Source organism: Pseudomonas tructae, from assembly GCF_004214895.1.
Taxonomy (GTDB): domain Bacteria; phylum Pseudomonadota; class Gammaproteobacteria; order Pseudomonadales; family Pseudomonadaceae; genus Aquipseudomonas; species Aquipseudomonas tructae.
The window spans coordinates 2,075,632-2,095,381 of the sequence record NZ_CP035952.1 but is presented as its reverse complement, the minus strand read 5'-3'; the positions used below and the strand labels follow the sequence as shown (position 1 = coordinate 2,095,381).

9 protein-coding genes and 1 other RNA gene are annotated in these 19,750 nt (G+C 61.3%); 2 read left to right on the top strand and 8 right to left on the bottom strand.

Translation table 11 applies throughout. The annotated features are described in order from the left end of the window. Window positions 1-38: 38 nt before the first annotated feature. Both EXN22_RS09685 and EXN22_RS09680 read left to right on the top strand, forming a co-directional pair. Entirely contained in the window at window positions 39-2,516 is a 2,478-nt protein-coding gene (locus EXN22_RS09685) for a fimbria/pilus outer membrane usher protein (RefSeq protein WP_130263844.1), read from the top strand. Window positions 2,517-2,604: 88 nt separating this feature from the next. Further along, the gene (locus EXN22_RS09680; protein WP_130263843.1) at window positions 2,605-3,687 is read left to right on the top strand and encodes a fimbrial protein; all 1,083 of its coding nucleotides are present in this window, start codon (window positions 2,605-2,607) and stop codon (window positions 3,685-3,687) included. A gap of 51 nt (window positions 3,688-3,738) precedes the next feature. On the opposite strand, the gene EXN22_RS09675 is transcribed toward EXN22_RS09680, so the two are convergent. The 8 genes from EXN22_RS09675 to smc form a co-directional block, all read right to left on the bottom strand. Continuing rightward, window positions 3,739-4,065 carry a YbaB/EbfC family nucleoid-associated protein gene (locus EXN22_RS09675; RefSeq protein WP_010226011.1) on the bottom strand — a complete coding sequence of 109 codons (327 nt, stop codon included), beginning with the start codon at window positions 4,063-4,065 and terminating at the stop codon, window positions 3,739-3,741. A 61-nt stretch (window positions 4,066-4,126) separates the two neighbouring features. Then, entirely contained in the window at window positions 4,127-6,145 is a 2,019-nt protein-coding gene (gene dnaX, locus EXN22_RS09670) for a DNA polymerase III subunit gamma/tau (RefSeq protein ID WP_130263842.1), read from the bottom strand. 91 nt (window positions 6,146-6,236) lie between these two features. Next, window positions 6,237-10,886, bottom strand: a complete 4,650-nt coding sequence (locus EXN22_RS09665; RefSeq protein WP_130263841.1) for a dermonecrotic toxin domain-containing protein — start codon at window positions 10,884-10,886, stop codon at window positions 6,237-6,239. A gap of 172 nt (window positions 10,887-11,058) precedes the next feature. Then, an RNA gene (gene ffs, locus EXN22_RS09660) (signal recognition particle sRNA small type) lies at window positions 11,059-11,155 on the bottom strand. Between the two features lie 379 nt (window positions 11,156-11,534). Beyond that, window positions 11,535-12,689, bottom strand: coding sequence for a zinc-binding metallopeptidase family protein (locus EXN22_RS09655; protein WP_130263840.1), 1,155 nt, complete (start codon window positions 12,687-12,689; stop codon window positions 11,535-11,537). A 60-nt stretch (window positions 12,690-12,749) separates the two neighbouring features. Further along, complete coding sequence (gene ligA / locus EXN22_RS09650; RefSeq protein ID WP_130263839.1) at window positions 12,750-15,104, bottom strand: NAD-dependent DNA ligase LigA; 2,355 nt, start codon at window positions 15,102-15,104, stop codon at window positions 12,750-12,752. An 80-nt stretch (window positions 15,105-15,184) separates the two neighbouring features. Beyond that, the gene (gene zipA, locus EXN22_RS09645) at window positions 15,185-16,057 is read right to left on the bottom strand and encodes a cell division protein ZipA (RefSeq protein WP_130263838.1); all 873 of its coding nucleotides are present in this window, start codon (window positions 16,055-16,057) and stop codon (window positions 15,185-15,187) included. 203 nt (window positions 16,058-16,260) lie between these two features. Continuing rightward, window positions 16,261-19,749, bottom strand: coding sequence for a chromosome segregation protein SMC (smc, locus tag EXN22_RS09640; RefSeq protein ID WP_130266785.1), 3,489 nt, complete (start codon window positions 19,747-19,749; stop codon window positions 16,261-16,263). Window position 19,750: the final 1 nt, after the last annotated feature.

Genomic DNA, 19,750 nt, shown 5'->3' with positions numbered 1-19,750 from the left:
TGCCTGTACCGGACAAAGTTGTAAGCCTGGTGGCCTTGATGCTACTTCACGCCAGCGCCCAGGCCGAAACGACGTCCGCATCCGCAACTCAATTCGAACCGGCCTTCCTGATCAACGGCAGTGGCCAGGCGATTGACCTGTCACGGTTCGAGAACCGCAACGTTGTTGCCGCCGGCACTTACAACGTCGACGTGTTTATTAATCAGGCCTGGCAGGGGCGTTTCGACCTGCCCTTCAAGGCTGACGATCAACATAACGACGCCCAAGCCTGTTTCGATCTAGCGCTTATGGAGCGCCTGGCCATCAACCCACAGGTCTTGAGTCTTGAAATCCAGGAGCGCCTGGCGCCTCAGGGGGCGTGCCTGCCACTGGCACAAGCGATCACCGATGCCAGCAGCCGTTTCGAGTTCGCCAGCCAACGCCTATACCTGTCCGTTCCCCAAGCTTCCCTGAAGCGAAGCGCCCGCGACGCGGTCGATCCCGAACATTGGGACAGTGGAGTGACTGCGGGTTTTATCGGCTACAACTTCAACCTGTATGGCAGCCGTCAGCGACAACAGGCACAGAACAACTTGACCCAGGGTTACCTGGGGCTCAACACCGGCCTCAACCTCGGTCAGTGGCGCTTGCGCCACGATGGTGCCCTGAACTGGAACAACCGGGGTCAACGGCAATACCAGAGCATCGCCAGCTACGCCCAACGGGATATCACGCCCTGGACCTCGCAACTGACCCTGGGCGAAGCCTACACCTCTGGGGAACTGTTCGATTCGGTCAGCTTTACCGGCGTGCGCCTGGCCAGCGATCACCGCATGTTACCCAACTCATTGCGCGGCTTTGCCCCTGTGGTTCGCGGTGTGGCCAGCAGCAACGCACGGGTAGTGATCCGCCAGCGCGGCACCCTCCTGCATGAAACCACCGTCGCACCAGGTGCCTTCGAAATCGACGACCTGTATGCCACCGGCTACGGCGGTGACCTGGAAGTAACGGTGATTGAAGCCGATGGCCGCGAACACGGGTTCTCGGTGCCCTACGCAGCGGTACCGCTGTCCCTGCGCCCCGGCATCAGCCGCTACAGCGCCACCTTGGGTACGTTGCGCAACCCGCAACTCGACAGCGACCCGATGTTTGTCGAGGGCACCTGGCAGTATGGCCTGAACAACCTGGTCAGCACCTACAGCGGCATGAACCTGGCTTCCGGCTATGACTCAGCACTGCTCGGTGCAGCCCTGAATACCGAACTGGGTGCGTTCGGCGCCGACATCACCCAGGCACGCACCCACCTGCAGGGCCAGGGCAGCGTCCAGGGTCAGAGCCTGCGCCTGAGCTACGCCAAAACGCTTGCCGACACCGACACCCAGATCGCCCTGGCCACCTACCGCTATTCGACCAGTGGCTTTTTCGGCCTGGAAGACGCGCACCTGCAGCGCCAATACCAACGCGAGCATGCCGACAGCAACGGCTTCTGGCGTCAGCGCAACCGTACCACACTCGGGCTGGGACAACCGCTTGCCGACACTTACGGCCAGTTGCACCTGAGCGCATCAGCCGCCAGCTACTGGAACCGCTCCGGCAGCGACCTGAGCTACACCTTCAGCTATAGCAATCGCTACAAAACCCTGGGCTACAGCCTCAATGCCAGCCGTGAGCTCGGCCCATCCGGGCGCAGTGACAATAGCCTGCACCTGAGCCTGTCCTTGCCACTGGGCGGCGAGCACTCACGGAGCCTGAGCGCCAGTGCCTCACGAGACAACCATGGCCGTACCAGCGGCCAGACCACACTGACCGGCACCACCGGCAGTGAACACAACCTCAGCTATGGCGTGACCGCCAGCCACGATCGCAGCGAAAACCAGCGAACCAGCAACCTCAGCACCCACACCCTGTATCGCAGTTCGGCGGCAGAACTCAGTGGCTCCCTCAGCCGCGGCAGCAATACCTCGCAGGCTTCAATCGGTGCGCGCGGCGCCGTGGTCGCTCACCCGGGCGGGGTGACCTTGTCCCAGCCGCTGTCGGACACTTTCGCCGTGGTCAACGCCGAAAATGCCCAGGGCGCACGGGTGTCCAGTGGCACGGCGCTCAAGCTCGATAGCCGTGGTTACGCCGTAGTGCCCAGCCTTACCCCTTACCGGCGCAACACGGTCAGCCTGGACCCCAAGGGGATCTCGACCGACGTCGAACTGCAGATCAATAGCCAGCATGCCATTCCAAGGGCCGGCGCCATCCCGTTACTGGAGTTCAAAACCACCTCAGGGCGCTCCGCAATCATTCACGCCAAACGCCCCGACGGAACCGCCCTGCCCTTTGGTGCAAGCGTAGTGGACGAGACCGGCACAGAAATAGGTGTCGTCGGCCAGGGAAGTCAGATCTTCGCACGGGGCCTGCAACAGAACGGAACCCTGCAGGTGCACTGGAATTCAGAGGCAACCAGCAGTTGCCTGATTACCTACACGCTTGCGGAAGAAAAGCGTGCCGAAGGCGAAGTCCGCCGCTTGAGTAGCATTTGCAAGACCTGATCACCTGAGCAAACCCAAAGGGGGCTGGAAACTGCGGTCTTAGTGCAAAAAAACCGCCCCAACACACTAATTCCCGCAGAGACAAGCTATGACTCCACCACTCTTCGTTCTGCCTAAAAAGGCGTACGTAGCCCTGCTGGGCAGCCTGCTCGCCAGTTCTTCGACCTGGGCAGCAGAACTTCCATACCTCTCACTTCTGGGAAGCAGTATGGGTGGCCCAGATAACGCTGGTACGTTCAACAACTGTCGCTTCGAATCCGGTGGGACCTCGCGAGCTTTGTTCAATTTGCCGACACAACTTAATGTTTCTCCCTCGACACCGACAGGTACTGTGCTGTACCAGACAAGCGCCACCGGCGCCCAGTTTCGGGTGACATGTCCCGGCCAGCATCAAAGCTCATATGGCTACACAACACCAATGAATTTTCATTCCTCCCCCCAAACCTACCGAACCAACGTTCCAGGCATAGGCATTCAAGTCATTTGGCGCGAGTCAGGTCCAGCAGGCTCGATCAGTGGTTACATGGGTTGGCCACGTCAAGTGAACTCGCGCTCCCCCGGTCGCTACCACATTACTTCTAGGTACGAGATAAAGCTGATAAGACTCGCGGGAGACCTGACCGGCCCCCTTCGATTATCCAGCCCTCTGACCTCACTCGGACTTACGCCGATCACAGCAGCAGAGCTGGTACCTTCAAGGACCTCCGTCCCGATCGTATCACCCAATCCTACCTGCTCAGTCAATGCCGGCTCAAAGCTGATTTCAGTGTTCCTGGGCGATCACCCGCGCAGGAACTTTAACGGCGTCAACTTCACCACCCCCGAACAACCCTTCAAGATCACCCTTAACTGCTCGGGCGGTGCATCAGGTGGCAGCACGAACGTTCGCTTCAGCATCACCGACGCTCATTTTCCGGACAATCGTACCCAAGCCCTACGCTTGTCTCCCGGTGCAGGTGCCAGCGGCGTGGGCATTCGCATTCAACGTTACCTCAACGGTGTCCCTTCCACCGTCACACTGGGCAGTGTCCAGACTGCCGGGACTGTCTTCCCCGGCGTCTCACGCCATGAAATCAACCTAAGTGCCCAATACATTCAGCAAGTACCTGCCAGTCAAATCCGTGAAGGCCTGGCACCGGGCCGAGCCAGGTTCACGATCACCTATAACTGATCACACAGGCACAAAAAAGCCAGGCTAACCTGGCTTTTCCATCCTCACACCTTAGAACGGCATTTTGAAACCTGGCGGCAACTGCATGCCAGCAGTCATGCCGCCCATTTTTTCCTGGCTGTTGGCCTCGACCTTGCGCACCGCGTCGTTAACGGCAGCGGCGATCAGGTCTTCAAGCACTTCCTTGTCTTCCTGCATCAGGCTGTCGTCCAGGCTGATGCGCTTGACGTCGTGACGGCCGGTCATTACCACGCTGACCAGACCCGCACCGGATTGGCCGGTCACTTCGGCGTTGGCCAGTTCTTCCTGCATCTTGGCCATTTTTTCCTGCATTTGCTGGGCCTGCTTCATCAGGCCGGCCATGCCACCTTTCATCATGGGGATCACCTCAAGTATTACGTTACGGGGTGCAGCGCGGGCCTGGCCCGGGCCACTGGTGTTATTGGGTCATTGGAACCTGGGCATCGACAGGTTCAATTGTATCGTGGCGGACTATGGCGCCGAACTGCTGGATCATCTGCTGGATCAACGGATCATCCTGAATCGAGGCTTCAGCCTGGCCCTGGCGCTCGGCACGCTTGCGCGCCGCAGCCTGGGCAGGGGTTTCCTGCTCCGGGCGAATCAGCTCGATACTCAGTTTGAGCGTACGGCCCAGGTGCTGGTTCAACGCTTCGTTCAGGCGCCGCTGTTGAGTGGCATTGAACAAGGCGCTGTGAGCCGGGTCCAGGTGCAGCAGCCAATCATCGCCCTCGGCGCTGATCAGCGTACAGTTGGCGGCGATACTGCCGGTCATCCCGGAAATCGGCAATTGCGGGAACAATTCCAGCCATTTCAGCGCCAGGCCCGTGGCCGGTTGCGCGGCAGGCAACGGCTCGGCTGGCGGCGCATCGACCTCGTGGGCATGCTCGATGGCCAGCTCATCCAGATAACTGTAGCTGGCCGGGTCCATTTCCGGCTCGTAATAGTCTTCATCCAGCGGCGGTTCATCGTCGCGGTCCATGCCGGCCGGGCTGTAGTCGATGCCATCGTCGGGCGCAGACAGGTCCGCTGGCGCAACCTGCTGAGTCGGCGCGGGCGTTGAGGCGAATTCGGGCGGCGGTTCGACGGCAACTGGTGCCGGCTCGACCCCTGCCTCGGAGGCGACGGGATTGTTCCAGGGCAGATCGACCACCGGCTCGGGCACCTGGATCTCTGCCGGCTCAGGCTCGGGTTCAGGCTCTGCAACAGGTTCTGGCTCGGCAACCACTGGCGCTGGCACTGCAATCGCCATGACCGGCGCAGCCTCGGAGGCTGCTGCCACTGCGCTTGCAGAATCAGCTGTGGCCTGGCTGATCCCCACTGGCTTTAGCAGCGGTTTGGGCGCATCGTCGGTATCGGCGGGCCGGAACGCCAGCATGCGCAACAGGACCATTTCAAAACCGCCCCGCGGATCCGGGGCCAATGGCAGGTCACGTCGACCGATCAGGCCCATCTGGTAATAGAACTGCACATCTTCGGCCGGCAATGCCAGGGCCAGGGCCAGCACGCGATCACGATCGCCCTGGCCGTTGTCGACAGCCTCCGGCAGCGCCTGGGCAATGGCCACCCGGTGCAGCACGTTGAGCATCTCGGCCAGCACACCGTTCCAGTCCGGCCCTTGCTCGGCAAGATGGCGAACGGCTTCGAGCAACGCGCGTGCATCCCCCTCCAGCAGTGCCTGGAGCACGCCGTAGACCTGGCCATGATCGAGGGTGCCAAGCATCGCCCGCACATCGGCAGCCAGCACCTTGCCTTCACCGAAGGCAATGGCCTGGTCGGTCAGGCTCATGGCGTCGCGCATCGAGCCGTCGGCCGCGCGGCCCAGCAGCCACAGAGCGTCGTCTTCGAACGGGACGTTCTCTGCACCGAGCACATGGCTCAGGTGTTCGACCACCCGCTCCGGGGTCATGTTCTTCAGGGAGAACTGCAGGCAGCGCGAGAGAATGGTCGCCGGCAACTTCTGCGGGTCAGTGGTGGCCAGGATGAACTTGACGTAGGGCGGCGGCTCTTCCAGGGTCTTGAGCAAGGCGTTGAACGAGTGACTGGAAAGCATGTGCACTTCGTCGATCAGGTAGACCTTGAAGCGCCCACGGCTCGGCGCGTACTGCACGTTGTCGAGCAGTTCGCGAGTGTCCTCGACCTTGGTGCGGCTGGCGGCGTCGATCTCGATCAGGTCGACGAAACGCCCCTCATCAATTTCCCGACAGACCGAACAGGTACCGCACGGGGTCGAGGTGATGCCGGTTTCGCAGTTGAGGCACTTGGCAATGATCCGCGCGATGGTGGTCTTGCCCACCCCGCGGGTACCGGTAAACAGGTAGGCATGGTGCAGGCGCTGATTGTCCAGCGCGTTGATCAAGGCCTTGAGCACATGGGTCTGGCCGACCATTTCGCGGAACGAGCGCGGACGCCATTTACGTGCAAGAACCTGATAACTCATCGAAAACCGTCGCGCCTGGCAAGCTGGAAAGGGCTAATGCTAGCGGAGCGGGGGCAAAATTGCACCCCGCCTGCCACGGGTAAGCTGTCGATTATCCGTCTTTGCGCGGCGCAACTCCCGGCAACCCCAGCGCCTGTCGTGTGAGGCGGCTGAGCAAGGCCCATTCAGCGTCGGTAAGCTGCTGCTGCAGTTCCAACTCCCGGGCCGCCTGCTGGCCTTGCGGCAATCCGGCCCAGGTCGGGCGCCTGGCAATCAGCCGTTCCCTGAACAGCGCGTCCAGAGCGTTGAGCTCGTGCCCTCGGGTAAGCAAGATGTACTGAACCCAGTAGTCCCGCTCAGCCAGGAAGGTCACGAACGCATCGTCGGTTCCGGCCAGCACATACCCCACCGCAAGGGTCAATCGATCCTCGCCGATGACCAAGTGACCGGGCGGGCCACTCAGTCGAGCACCCGGCAGGTCCAGGCGCTGATGCAACGCGTGACGATAAGCCAAGGTAACATCCTCGCCTGCCTGCTGTAGCGCAACGCTGCCTTCCACCTGCTGGCGTACGAAAGCATCCAGGCGCTGTTGCCGGAAACTGGCGCGAGAAAACGCCACTAACGCCGCTTCCGCGCCGTTTTCGACAGCCTCGCGCAAGGCATTTAGGCTCTGGACCCGATTTTCCAGGGTAATGAACGTACGCAGCGGGCTTTCACCGCGCATCACCGGGCTGGCCAACTCCACCGCAAGCTCCCGGACCATTTGAGGCCTCCTGGCGGCCTCCAGCAGCATCCTGACGCGACCTCGCAACTCCTCGGTAAAATCCACAGCCACTTGCGATCTCGACAATCGTTCCAGTAGCCGAAACAGCGATTGGCAATCCGGATCGCGCTCAAGCGTCAGCCAATGTTCCAGCGCCTCAGGGTACAAGCTGCGAGGTGCCAGCCAGAACATTTCACTGCTCGACGCCCCGATTGCCATAAGCGCCGGCAGGGTTTCCGACGCTTGCAGTTGCAGAAATGTTTGATAGTCCCGTGCAAGCAGGGGGTTGCCGTTCAGGCTTACACTTCGCAAAAAGCCAGCCGACGCCTGCAGGAAAATCGGCGGCAATGCGCTGATCTGATTGTCACTCAGATCGATCCTGCGTAACTGGGCCAGGTTTTGCAGGCCTGACGGCACTTCCCTCAACCCGGTGTTGCGTAACTGGACCACCTGCAGGTGAGGTTGCAGATTGAAGTCCGGCGCCTGCCCCAGCGCTGTCCCGCTCAGGTCAAGATGCTCGAGCGATCCGATCAACTGCAGCTGCGCCAAGTCCACTTGAGTCAATGGATGAGTGTTGTTGCTCAAACACAAGTTGCGCAGGGATTCACACATCATCAGCCGTGACGGGAACGACTCGAGTCGATTATCGGACAGATCCAGCATGCGCAAACGAGGAAACGACTCAAGCAACCCACTGACGCCTCCAGCAAGATCCATGTGCGACAGATCAAGCTCGACGACATGGCTGAAATCAATTCCCGTCAAATCAGGCAACTCACCCACATGCAAACCTGAAAAGGACAGCGAATACCCAAAATGCTGCCCCAACTCCGTGACAATACCCCGCCCCTGGCGCCTCCAGGCCTGCTCCAGACGCTGGCCAAATATATGCCGATAAATCCCCTGGCGCACCGTACCTGGCTGCGCCTGCCAGCCCTCAAGCACACGTCGCAGCTGCTGCAACTGTTCGCCCTGGTGCCGCAACAAGGCATGCAACGCCTGTGGCCGCTGCGCATAGGGCTGCCTTAAGGCGGCAATATCCTGCTCGGTAAAATCCGGGTACAGCGCCAGAATCATCTCGTTGACATCGCCCAACGCGCCCAACGCCACAGCTTTGCCGCTGAGGGCATAACCCACCCGACCATCTTCGAATCGCTGGATCGGCGTCCACCAGGTCCGCTCCTTGATGCCCAGGACACTGCGAGTGACCGAACGTCGGGCCGCAGCCTGCATCCCCAGCTGCCAGCGTAGTGCACTGGCGCCCTCGGCAGGATCCAGTCCAGCCAAGTGCAGCGCCAAATGGATCAGGTCCTCGGGCTTTGCATCAGGTGCGCGTTCATCGACAAAGCCATTGCCACTTCTGCGCACACTCAACAAGCCCTCCTCTGCACGCCCTTCGATTACCAGCTTCACTCCCGACGGCCAGCGTGCATCGAGGCTGAGAAAGTGCAACAGCAGGCGATGGTGGTCATCATTGGCCAGGCGTGGCCAGAAAAAACCTTCCAGTGCCCTATCGATGCGCTGCTCGCGCAAGGCGCTACGTGCCATTTCACCCAGACGCAGTGGCAATTGTTTTCCAAGCGCAAGGCGCTGAAACTCCGGTGCTGTCACCGTAGCCTCCAGGCTGGCCGCCCAGTGCAAACCCAACCCGGGAAAGTGCTGGCGCAATACACCCGGATGCGCTTGTGCCTCACGCTGTAAAGACTCTGCGAAACACGTTTGCCAGTTGCTCTGCAACCAGTCACTCAAGCTGAACCCCAACCGGCTGACACTGTGCTCGGCAACCTTGACGCCCGGCATCAGCAGTAGTCGCTCGTCCGCCTGCAGCGCCGTGAACACGGTTGCCAGCAGACCGTCACGCTCGACTTCCGAGGTAAGTAGTTGCATACGGAACCTGGCGTCGCCAGAGCGCGCTGCAACCAACTCGATCTGACGTGCTGCCCGCCCTCCATGCATCAGTTTTATCAACGCCAGTGTCAACTGCATATCAATCGCCTTGGCAGACGTGTTCAGGTGCTCATTGAATCGCTGCAACTGCCGGTACGTGCGCAAACGATTACAGGCATCGAGCAATCTGCCATCCAGCGGACGGCGCTGCTCGAACAAACGTCGCAAGTGCGCATCGTCAGTTCCGGTTATGGCCATCAGTGCCTCGATTTCCTCCTCACTCAAGCCTTTGGCGACCTCTGCGGCCCGACGAAACAAGGCACTTCCCCCCGCCCACTGCCGCGGACGCTCGAACGCGGCCCACCAGCCACCTTGGCCATTATGCTCAAGCTCCGGCAGCCAAGCCTGCTCGCGGTGAGGGTGTTGCAAGCGGTATCGACCGTCAGCATCCTGCTGTACAAGGTAATAGCGATCCTGCATCTGGATAAATGACTGCCCCTCCAACTGGTAGATGCCCTTGTCATTCGCCACGCCAAGCTCCTCCGACCTCAGATTGCAGGCGTAGGGCTGCAGGTCAGGGTTCCACAGGTACTGCTTGTTACCGTGCTTGACGGACAACAGCCGCTGAAACAGCGCCGATTGACGAAACAGGGCGCTCACCGAATTGATCACAAGCGCCCCTGCAGCCAGCCCTGCAACTTCTGCAGCCACCTGCGACAAACAGTGCGCCGCTTCGTAATGATCGCCTTCTGCCCAATCTTCGATTCCGGTAAACACCTCGCCCATCAACTGCGCTACGGTTACCCCAAACAGCAGTTCGCCAGCCCCCGGCAGCAGCAGGGAGGCCACGCCGAGTACATCGAGGCCGATCTCCAGGGCCTTTTCCAGCACCTGTCGTCGCGCAGCTTCATCTTGCTCGGCGGTTGGCACCGCGCAAAAGCGGGCGTCATCTTTCAACTGCGCCAGGCGCTCGTGAAAAACGTCATTGAAATAGTTACCGGAACGCAACAACGCATCGATCGAGAGCTCAGGCGCCGAGCGCAGCACAGCCTGCCCGTCTACGACGTTGAACAGCGCCTGCTGCAATCGCTCGAGCAACCTGGGCTGATCGCGCTTATGGGCGAAGCCGAGAAAGAAGTTCCGGTAACTCTCGTTGGCGAGTTTGCCGCTCAGATCCTGTTCAAATGCCTTCCAACTGCCGTACTCCTTGAGCGGGAATTGAGTATCGTTGGGAATGTGCACCAGTAAACGGATCCACGGCCGCTCTACCCCCACTAGCGCCCCCAAAGGAGTAAAGGACCACTCGAACACCCCGATGCCAGGAAGCTTGATCCCCTCCAGCGACAATGTGAGATACCTTATCGGCAGCGAGTTATAGGTAATCTCTTGCTTGCCCTCACTGATGTCGATCAATCGCGCATGCATGTCGCGGCTGATACGTTTATGGATCAAGGCAAGATGAGCATCAATCTGCAGGCCAAACCGCTCGCAATCGGTGAACAACTTGCGAATATTGGCACTCACCTCCTTTCCGTCGTCGGGTGTGAACAAGCCATCGATATGCTTCTGATACTGCCCGCCCAGGTCCAGCTGGCGACAGAACTGCGCGTAATCGACCGCTGAAACGTCGGCCAACGCCGTTCCTTGGCGCACAAAGGTTGCCGACTTCAGCGCCGCGCTACCCTCAACTGCTTCCGACGCGCTGAAGTTGTGCAGCGCAGCCTGCAACAGGGTCTGCGTACTCAAGCTGCGCCGGTATATTGGCCGGTAGCTTGGATAGTCGAAGCCCTTGAATTCGTAATGGATTCGTGAACAGGTATCGGTCAGTGGGTTCAACAAGGTACCGAACTGTTTGTTCAGCGCCTGTTCGAAGCGAGGCTTGACGAAGACCTGCAACGGTTGCAGTGGCGCCAGAAATGCACGGCGGATGTGATTACGTTGCACACTGTTGAAGAGGCTGTCAGACAACTGCTTCAGCAAAACCGCATCCCCGCCCTGCAAAGAGACGCGCAACTGCTCTCTGATGAACGCCAGATGATCGCTGGCTGCTGAAAAATCCGCTGGGGCGGGGTCGGGAACCGCACCCTGCTGATCTGTTGAAATACCGGTCATGGTGCAACTCCTGGACTGAGAAAAGCCAAGAGCGTAGGTAATCGGTACTGAGCAGGTGCACTACAAGATTATTGCCCGGTGCGCGGTGCGGGTGGTGCTTCTTGCTGAAAACTGCTTGGACATTGGGGGGATGGAGCGAGGCAGGGCATAAACGCCCTTAAGATGGAGGTAACCCCACCAGCCACACCCCGGCACTCGATGTTCCCGCTATGGCTGCTCCCTTCCGGGCCTGACCAGGTTAACGGGTAATCAATGCGGGGGGACCGATGGGGCCACCATAACGCAGCTCATCTGGCGACGAGCCGCGCCATTGTACCGGCCTCGGGCCAAGTTACAACCCTTTAGTGATAAAAACTCACCACTACTCAATGACTTGACGCTGCATTGTGGTGTTCGGGGTGCTCTGCATGCTCCTGAGGCATAGGTATCTATACTTTTCTCGATAGCGTGATGGCGGCAAGTTGCAGGGCTAGAGATGACGGAAATTCTATCAAGTGTATGTCGCAAGGCTTGTAGCGCCCTTGAGATCGAGTGCCGCCCGCGCGGCGCATCGCGGGGCAAGGCCCGCTCCCACATTTTTTGCAACGTACCATGGCCTGTGAGAGCGGCGTGGTAAACCTTGGTGCAAGGCGGGTGCCTGCGTCGAGGCTACAAGCCATCGGATACCGATTGGCAAGCAACAACGCGCAGATGAATGAAATGCAGCTTGGCCACTACTGCCGACGGCAGCACGAACGGATAGAAATCCACCTGGCCCATGCTGCGCGACAGTTCGTTGAGCATCGCCGACAACTCTACCCAGGCATTGATGAAGGCCAGAAAATCCTTGGCCCCGGGGTCATCCGGGCGGTACAGGTCCTGTGGCCCGAAGGGCGGGTAGTCAAGCTCCAGGCCACGGGCATCCATGCCCAAAGCCAAGGCGGTGTCGACGGCATCGGTCATGTGCAGGTAATGCGCCCAGGTTTCAGCCCAGTCTTCCCAGGGGTGCATGGTGGCATAGGCACTGACATGGGCCGCCGCCCAGTCGCTTGGCGCGCCTTGCTGATAATGGCGCTCCAGTGCCTGGGCGTAGCTTTGGCGCTCGTCACCGAAAAGATCGCGAAATCCGTCGAGCCAGTAACTGTCGGCAATCAGCCGATCCCAATAGTAGTGCCCCACTTCGTGCCGCAGATGGCCGAGCAGGGTCCGGTAGGGTTCGTGCAACTGCACCCTGACCTGCTCGCGCCAGTCATCGTCGGCCTCGCGCACATCCAGGGTAATCAAGCCATTGGCATGGCCAGTCACCGGCGCCTTGCCCTCAAGGTCGACGCCAACAAAGTCGAACGCCAGGCCCTCCCCGCCCTCCTCACCCTTGGGCTCGACCGGCAAGCCCAGGTGCAGCAGTTGCGCAGTCAAACGCCGCTTGGCGGTTTCCAGCTTGCGCCAGCGCAGGTGGTTCTGGGCAAGGGCAAGGTCCGGGATGGTGCGGTTCAGGCGGCAGGCCAGGCACAAACGGTAGGGGTCATCAGCGGCCAGTAGCCAGTTGCAGGCCGCTGCGGTGTCGAGGTTGGCGCAGCGGCGCAGAGCTCCGGCATCAGCCTCGCCCTCGAGCAGCCAGAGCCCCTCGGCAGACCCCGGCAACAGGCTTGCCACCCGGTTGCCAGGCGGCCAGTAGCCCAGTGCCGACTGGCAGGCCAGACACTGGCTGTTGCGAAAGAACACTGATTGGCCGCACCGGCACTGCCAGACCCGATCCGGGCGTTGCGGCTGATTGACAAAGGGCGCCGCGATCCTGGCGCCCAGCTGTTCGAAAAAGCGGTACATGGCGATCCCTCCTGGCTGCCTGCCAAGACTAGCCCATGACCAGGACCGCGCGCGGTGCCTTTACACGGCGATGCCGTGCCCGGCCAGAAAGCCGACGAAGGCCTCTTCATCGAGCACCTTCAACCCCAGCTCACTGGCCTTGGCCAGCTTGGAGCCGGCACCGGGGCCGGCGACCACGCAGTGGGTCTTGGCCGACACCGAGCCTGCGACCTTGGCACCGAGGCTTTCCAGCTTGTCTTTGGCCACATCGCGGCTCATGCGCTCCAGAGAACCGGTCAGCACCCAGGTCTGGCCAGCCAGGGGCAAACCTGCGGCGATCTTCTTCTCGCTCGACCAGTGCATACCGAAGTCTCGCAGTTGCGCTTCGATCGCCAGGGCCAGGGCCACGTTTGCAGGCACCTGGAAGAAAGCCCGTACCGCTTCGGCTGGTTTGGCCGCCAGGGCCTGACGCAGGTCGATGCCGTCGGCGGCAATGATCTTCTCCAGGCTGTCGAGCTTGGCCACCAGCTTCTGCGCCCCGGTTGGCCCGACCGAGGGGATGTCGAGTTTGGCAATCAGCCCGGCCAGGGTGGTGCTGGCCGCGAACTCGGCGCCCAGCTCGCCTTCGTCCTGCAACTGCAGGCCGCGCTCAAGCAACTGGGCAATCACCGTGCGGTTGTGTTCGTCTTCGAAAAAGCTGTGGATCTCGTGGGCCACTTCCAGGCCGATGTCCGGCAGGTAGGTCAGCACCTGCGGCAAGGCCGCCATGACCCGCTGCAACGAGCCCAGCGAGCGGGCCAGCACCTTGGCGGTTTCCTCGCCAACATCAGGAATGCCCAGGGCGTAGATGAAGCGCGCCAGGCCCGGATTTTTACTGGCCTCGATAGCGGCCAGCAGGTTCTTGCTCGACAGCTCGGCAAACCCCTCGAGGTCGACGATTTGCTCGAAAGTCAGTTGGTAGAGGTCGGCTGGCGAACGGATCAGGCCTTCATCGACCAACTGCTCGACGCTCTTCTCGCCAAGGCCGTCAATGTCCATGGCGCGACGCGACACATAGTGGATGATCGCCTGCTTGAGCTGCGCAGCGCAGGCCAGGCGGCCAACACAGCGGTACACTGCGCCTTCGCTGACGGTCTCCTTGCCTTTGCTGCGCTTGACCAGTTGGGTGCGCTCGACCTGCGAGCCGCACACCGGGCACTGCGTCGGGATGTGCACCGGGCGGGCATCCTCGGGACGACGCTCACTGACCACCTGCATGACCTGCGGAATAACATCACCGGCACGCCGGATGATCACGGTGTCACCGATCATCAGGCCCAGGCGCGCCACTTCATCCATGTTGTGCAGGGTAGCGTTGGACACCGTTACTCCCGCCACCTTGACCGGCTTGAGCCGGGCCACAGGTGTCACCGCGCCAGTGCGGCCAACCTGGAACTCGACATCCAGCACCCGGGTCAGCTCTTCCATGGCCGGGAACTTGTGGGCAATCGCCCAGCGTGGCTCACGGGCACGGAAGCCCAGCTCACGCTGGGAAGCCAGGCTGTTGACCTTGAACACCACACCATCGATCTCGTAAGGCAGGTCATTACGCCGTGCACCGATGTCACGGTAGTACGCCAGGCACTCGGCGACACCGGCAGCATGACGCAGCTCGCGGCTGATCGGCATGCCCCAGGCCTTGAGCTGCTCCAGGGTGTCGATATGGGTGTCGGCAATCGGCGCCGAGACCTGGCCTACGCCGTAGCAGCAGAACTCCAGCGGACGGCTGGCGGTGATCTTCGAGTCCAGCTGGCGCAGGCTGCCGGCGGCGGCGTTGCGCGGGTTGGCGAAGGTCTTGCCGCCGGTTTCGATCTGCGTCTGGTTCAGGCGCTCGAAGCCGGCCTTGGACATGTACACCTCGCCACGCACTTCAAGCACAGCAGGCCAGCCCTCACCTTGCAGCTTCAGCGGTATGTTGCGCACGGTACGCACGTTGACACTGATGTCTTCACCGGTGGCGCCATCGCCACGGGTGGCACCCTGCACCAGTTGCCCGTCTCGGTACAGCAGGCTGACCGCCAGGCCGTCGAGCTTGGGTTCGCAACTGTAATCGACAGCGGCGCCATCACCGAACAGGTCACCGGCCGGCAGGTCCAGGCCCTCGACCACACGACGGTCGAACTCGTGCAGGTCGCTCTCTTCAAAGGCGTTACCGAGGCTGAGCATCGGCACTTCATGACGCACCTGGCTGAACGCCGACAACGCCGAGCCACCGACGCGCTGGGTCGGCGAGTCAGCGGTCACCAGGTCCGGGTGTTCGGCTTCCAGGGCCTTGAGTTCGTTGAACAGGCGATCGTATTCGGCGTCAGGCACACTCGGCTCGTCAAGCACGTAGTAGCGGTAGTTGTGCTGGTCGAGTTCGGTGCGCAGCTCAAGGATTCGGGATTCGGCGGTCATGGTGTGTCGTCTCTTGCAAAGCAAAAGAGCAGCCGTGGCTGCTCTTGCGTATTTCTGATCGCGGGGCAAGCCCGCTCCTACTAGCGCTTCTGGGTCAGCGCGCGGCGCTCGAACTCGACAATGCGCTGGCGGTAGTGCTCAATGGTCTGTGCGGTCATCACGCTGCGCTGGTCATCCTTGAGCTCGCCATTGAGCTCGTGAGCCAGTTTGCGCGCCGCAGCCACCATCACGTCGAACGCCTGCTTGGGATGACGCGGGCCCGGCAAGCCCAGGAAGAAGCTCACCGCACGGGTGCTGAAGTGGTCGATGTCGTCGAGATCGAACACCCCCGGCTTGACCGCGTTGGCCATCGAGAACAGCACCTCGCCATTACCGGCCATGCTTTCGTGACGATGGAAGATGTCCATCTCGCCGAAACGCAGGCCGCTTTCAAGAATATTCTGCAGCAACGCCGGGCCCTTGAAGCCGCCTTCGTCGCGGGAGATCACACTGATCACCAACACTTCTTCAACCGGTGGCAAGTCCTTGCCTTCGCTGGAACCGAAACCTGTGGTTTTCGGGCTTTCGTCCGGGAAGTCTTCGTCGACATGGCCGAACAGGTCAGGCTCGCGGGGTTCAGCGGCCAGGTTCAGGTCGCCCTGCTGGGGCTCGCCACCGCGCTTGTTGCGTTTGCTCTTGCCGACCTTGGGCTCGCGCTGCTCACGTGGCGAGGCGCTCATCGATGGCAAATCGTCTTCATCGAGCCCCGGCTCCTTGTGGGTGTCGAGTACGCGTGGCGAGCCGATGACTTCGTTACCACCGCTGTCATCGTCCGGCAGGTTGGAAAAGCTGCGATCCAGACGGAATTTCAACTTGCCCTTGCCGCCACGCATGCGGCGCCAGCCGTCGAAAAGAATACCGGCAATGACAATAATGCCGATGACGATCAGCCACTCGCGCAGACCGATTTCCATGTAATCCCGTGCCTCTGTAAAAAATGCTGAAAAATAAAGGGTTTAAACCCCTTTAAAACGTGGCGCCAACTCTATGTTCTGACAGGCGTTTTACCCACGCAAAAAATAAGTGACATTAAGCTAGCACGACCAAAGATAACTTTACACCGTCTGTCGCAACTGACAGGGCCATTTACCGCAGGTTCACGCCGTATTGCCTCTAATCAGGCGTCGACCATGGCCATCGCCTCCTCCACATCCACCGCCACCAGCCGCGAACACCCCGGTTCATGCATGGTCACGCCCATCAGTTGATCGGCCATTTCCATGGCGATCTTGTTGTGGGTGATATAGATGAACTGCACTGTCTGACTCATCTCTTTCACCAGCCGGGCGTAACGCCCGACGTTGGCATCGTCCAGCGGCGCATCGACTTCATCGAGCATGCAGAACGGTGCCGGGTTCAATTTGAAAATGGCAAACACCAGGGCCAGGGCCGTCAGCGCTTTCTCACCGCCCGAGAGCAAGTGGATGGTGCTGTTCTTCTTGCCCGGTGGCCGCGCCATGATCGTCACCCCTGTATCGAGTAGATCTTCGCCCGTCAGTTCCAGGTAAGCGCTGCCGCCACCGAAAACTTTTGGGAAAAGTGCCTGTAATCCGGCATTTATCTGATCAAAGGTATCCTTGAAGCGGTTGCGGGTTTCCTTGTCGATCTTGCGGATGACGTTCTCGAGGGTGTCCAGGGCTTCGACCAGGTCGGCATCCTGGGCATCCAGGTAGCGCTTGCGCTCGGACTGCTGCTGATACTCATCAATGGCCGCCAGGTTGATCGCCCCCAGGCGCTGGATGCGCGTATCGATACGCTCAAGCTCCTGCTCGGCCTCCTGCTCGCTGGCCAGCTCACCCAGGGTCGCCAGCACCCCGTCGAGGTCGTAGCCATCGGTGTGCAGTTGCTCTTGCAAGGTTTTACGCCGCACGCTCAGCCCCTGCCATTCCAGGCGGTGCTGTTCAAGCTGGCCGCGCAGCAGTTGCGACTGTTGTTCGGCCTGGCTGCGGCGCTTCTCGGCCTCACGCAGCTCACGGTCGGCTTCGTCCATGTGCAGGCGCGCCTGGCGCATTTCGTCGTCAACGCTCATGCGTTTTTCCAGCAACTCTTCGAGCTTGAGGCGCAGCTCTTCCAGCGGCGCCTCGCCCTCCTCCAGGTTCAGGCTCAGTTGTTCGCGCTTCTCGCTCAGGCGCTCTGACTGCAGCTCAAGACGCTCCAGGGCCTGGCGGGTGGAGTCGTGCTGGGCGCGCAACGAGCCCACACGCACGGCCAACTGGTGCGCGTGATCCTTGTGCTGACGAGCTTCCTGACGCACCCGGTCGAGGCGCTCGCGCAGGCTGTCGCGCTGGGCCAGCAGTCGCTCACGCTGCTCGGTGTCCTGCTCCATCAGGTCGAGAGCCTCCTGCAATTGCAGGCGCGATTCGCCGAGGTTCTCATGCTCGATGCTGCGTTGCTCGAGCAACTCGGCAAGCTCTTCTTCCAGGCGCTGGCGGCGCAGGCTCAACTGCTCGGCGCGCGCCTTGCCGGCCGACAGCCGGGCATTGAGCTCGCTTTGCTGACGGGCCTGTTGCTGAGCGCTGCGGCGCAGTTGCTCGCGGCGCTCCTCGCACGCTTGCTGCTGCTCACGCAAGTCGCGCAACGTGGCGTCCAGCAGCTCCAGCGCCGCTTCCTGCTCCTGCTGCTCCAGGCCCAGGCGCTCAAGTTCCTGACCGCGGGCCAGTACGCCGCCCTGGGCATCGCTGGCACGGCTGACGCGTAAAAAGTGCCGGCCGACCCAGTACCCGTCACGGCTGATCAGGCTGTACCCATCCGCCAGCTGGGCGCGCAGGGTCAAGGCCTGCTCCAGGCTTTCTACCGGCTTGACCTGGCCGAGCCAGGGCGCCAGATCGATGCGCCCTTCGACCTTGTCGAGCAGGCTGCCGGGGCAGCCCGGGCCTTCGCCTCGGCTGTCGAGCAGGCGCAGATCACCCTGATCGAAGGCGCTCAGGTCCAGGCCGTTGAAATCGTCGACCAGCACCGCCTGCAAATCGGCGCCGAGCACGGTTTCCACCGCCAGCTCCCAACCCGGCTCGACGCGCAAGCCTTCGGCCAGACGCGGACGCCGGTCCAGGCCCTGATCGCGTAGCCATTGAGCGGTACCGGTACCGGGGTCGAGCGCAGCCTGTTGCAAGGCTTCGAGCGAAGCCAGACGGCCGCCCAGGCGCTGCAGCTCGCCCTGGGCTTGCTGCTGGGCCTGCAGTGCCTGCTGCAGTTGTTCGCGCAGGGTTTCAAGCTGCTCGACCACCTGCAGCTCTTCGAGCTGTAGTTCCTCGTGCAGCAACTCGCTACTGGCCACTTGCTCGCTCAGTTCGAGGATTGCTGCATCTTCCGGATCGGCACTGAGCTGATCGCGCTCTTCAGCGAGCTTGCGCTGGCGTTCGGCCAGACGTTCGAGGCTGGTTTCCAGTTGCTGGATACGCGCCTGCTGCACTTCGGCCTGGCGTCGCGGCTCGGCCGAGCGGGTGTTGAAACCGTCCCACTGTTCTTGCCAGCCGTGCATGGTGGTTTCAGCATCTTCCAGGGTGGCGGCGGCCTCTTCGGCGGCGGCCAGGGTCAGTTTCTGCTCGGGTTCGAGCCGCTCAAGCTCTTCACCCAGGGTCGCGAGCAGGGTGCGGTCATGACCCAGGTGCGACTCGGTCTCCAGACGCGAGCGCTCGGCTTCCTTGAAATCATCCTGCAACTGGCGCAGGCGCTGCTGGCCGTGCTGGATGCTTTGCTCGACCCGGGCGATATCGCCGCCCACCGAGTAAAAGCGCCCCTGCACCAGGTTGAAACGCTCGGACAGTTCATGATGGCCATCACGCAGGCGCTCGATGCTGGCATCGGCATTGCGCTGCTCGGCCACCAGGGCCTCGAAGGCCACTTCCTGATCGCCGATCACAGCTTCACGCTGGCCCACCTGATCATTCAGGGCCTGCCAGCGCAGCGCCGCCAGTTGCGCCTTGAGCTGACGCTCCTCGGCCTTGTATTCCTTGTACTTCTCGGCAGCCTGGGCTTGCCGGTGCAGGCGTTCGAGCTGGCGCTCCAGCTCCTCGCGCAGGTCGGTCAGGCGCTCGAGGTTTTCATGGGTACGACGAATACGGTTCTCGGTCTCGCGCCGGCGCTCCTTGTACTTGGAGATACCTGCCGCTTCTTCGATGAAATTGCGCAGGTCTTCGGGCTTGGCTTCGATCAGCTTGGAGATCATCCCCTGCTCGATGATCGAGTAGCTGCGCGGGCCCAGGCCGGTACCGAGAAAGATGTCGGTAATGTCCCGGCGCCGGCATTTGGCGCCGTTGAGGTAGTAGGTGTTCTGCGCATCGCGAGTGACCTTGCGGCGAATGGATATTTCCGCATAGGCCGCGTACTCACCCACCAGGGTACTGTCGGAATTGTCGAACACCAGTTCGATGCTGGCCTGGCTCACCGGCTTGCGGCTGGTCGAGCCGTTGAAGATGACGTCGGTCATCGACTCGCCACGCAGGTTTTTTGCCGAGCTCTCGCCCATCACCCAGCGCACCGCATCGATGATGTTGGACTTGCCGCAGCCATTGGGGCCGACCACGGCGGCCATGTTGCTGGGGAAGTTGACCGTGGTGGGGTCGACGAACGACTTGAACCCGGCCAGGCGAATGCACTTGAGGCGCATG

Coding starts and splice junctions, on each gene's coding strand:
- EXN22_RS09680 (WP_130263843.1), top strand. CDS start 2,605: ATGACTCCACCACTCTTCGTTCTGCCTAAAAAGGCGTACGTAGCCCTG.
- dnaX (WP_130263842.1), bottom strand. CDS start 6,145: ATGAGTTATCAGGTTCTTGCACGTAAATGGCGTCCGCGCTCGTTCCGC.
- EXN22_RS09675 (WP_010226011.1), bottom strand. CDS start 4,065: ATGATGAAAGGTGGCATGGCCGGCCTGATGAAGCAGGCCCAGCAAATG.
- ligA (WP_130263839.1), bottom strand. CDS start 15,104: ATGACCGCCGAATCCCGAATCCTTGAGCTGCGCACCGAACTCGACCAG.
- EXN22_RS09665 (WP_130263841.1), bottom strand. CDS start 10,886: ATGACCGGTATTTCAACAGATCAGCAGGGTGCGGTTCCCGACCCCGCC.
- smc (WP_130266785.1), bottom strand. CDS start 19,749: ATGCGCCTCAAGTGCATTCGCCTGGCCGGGTTCAAGTCGTTCGTCGAC.
- EXN22_RS09655 (WP_130263840.1), bottom strand. CDS start 12,689: ATGTACCGCTTTTTCGAACAGCTGGGCGCCAGGATCGCGGCGCCCTTT.
- EXN22_RS09685 (WP_130263844.1), top strand. CDS start 39: ATGCTACTTCACGCCAGCGCCCAGGCCGAAACGACGTCCGCATCCGCA.
- zipA (WP_130263838.1), bottom strand. CDS start 16,057: ATGGAAATCGGTCTGCGCGAGTGGCTGATCGTCATCGGCATTATTGTC.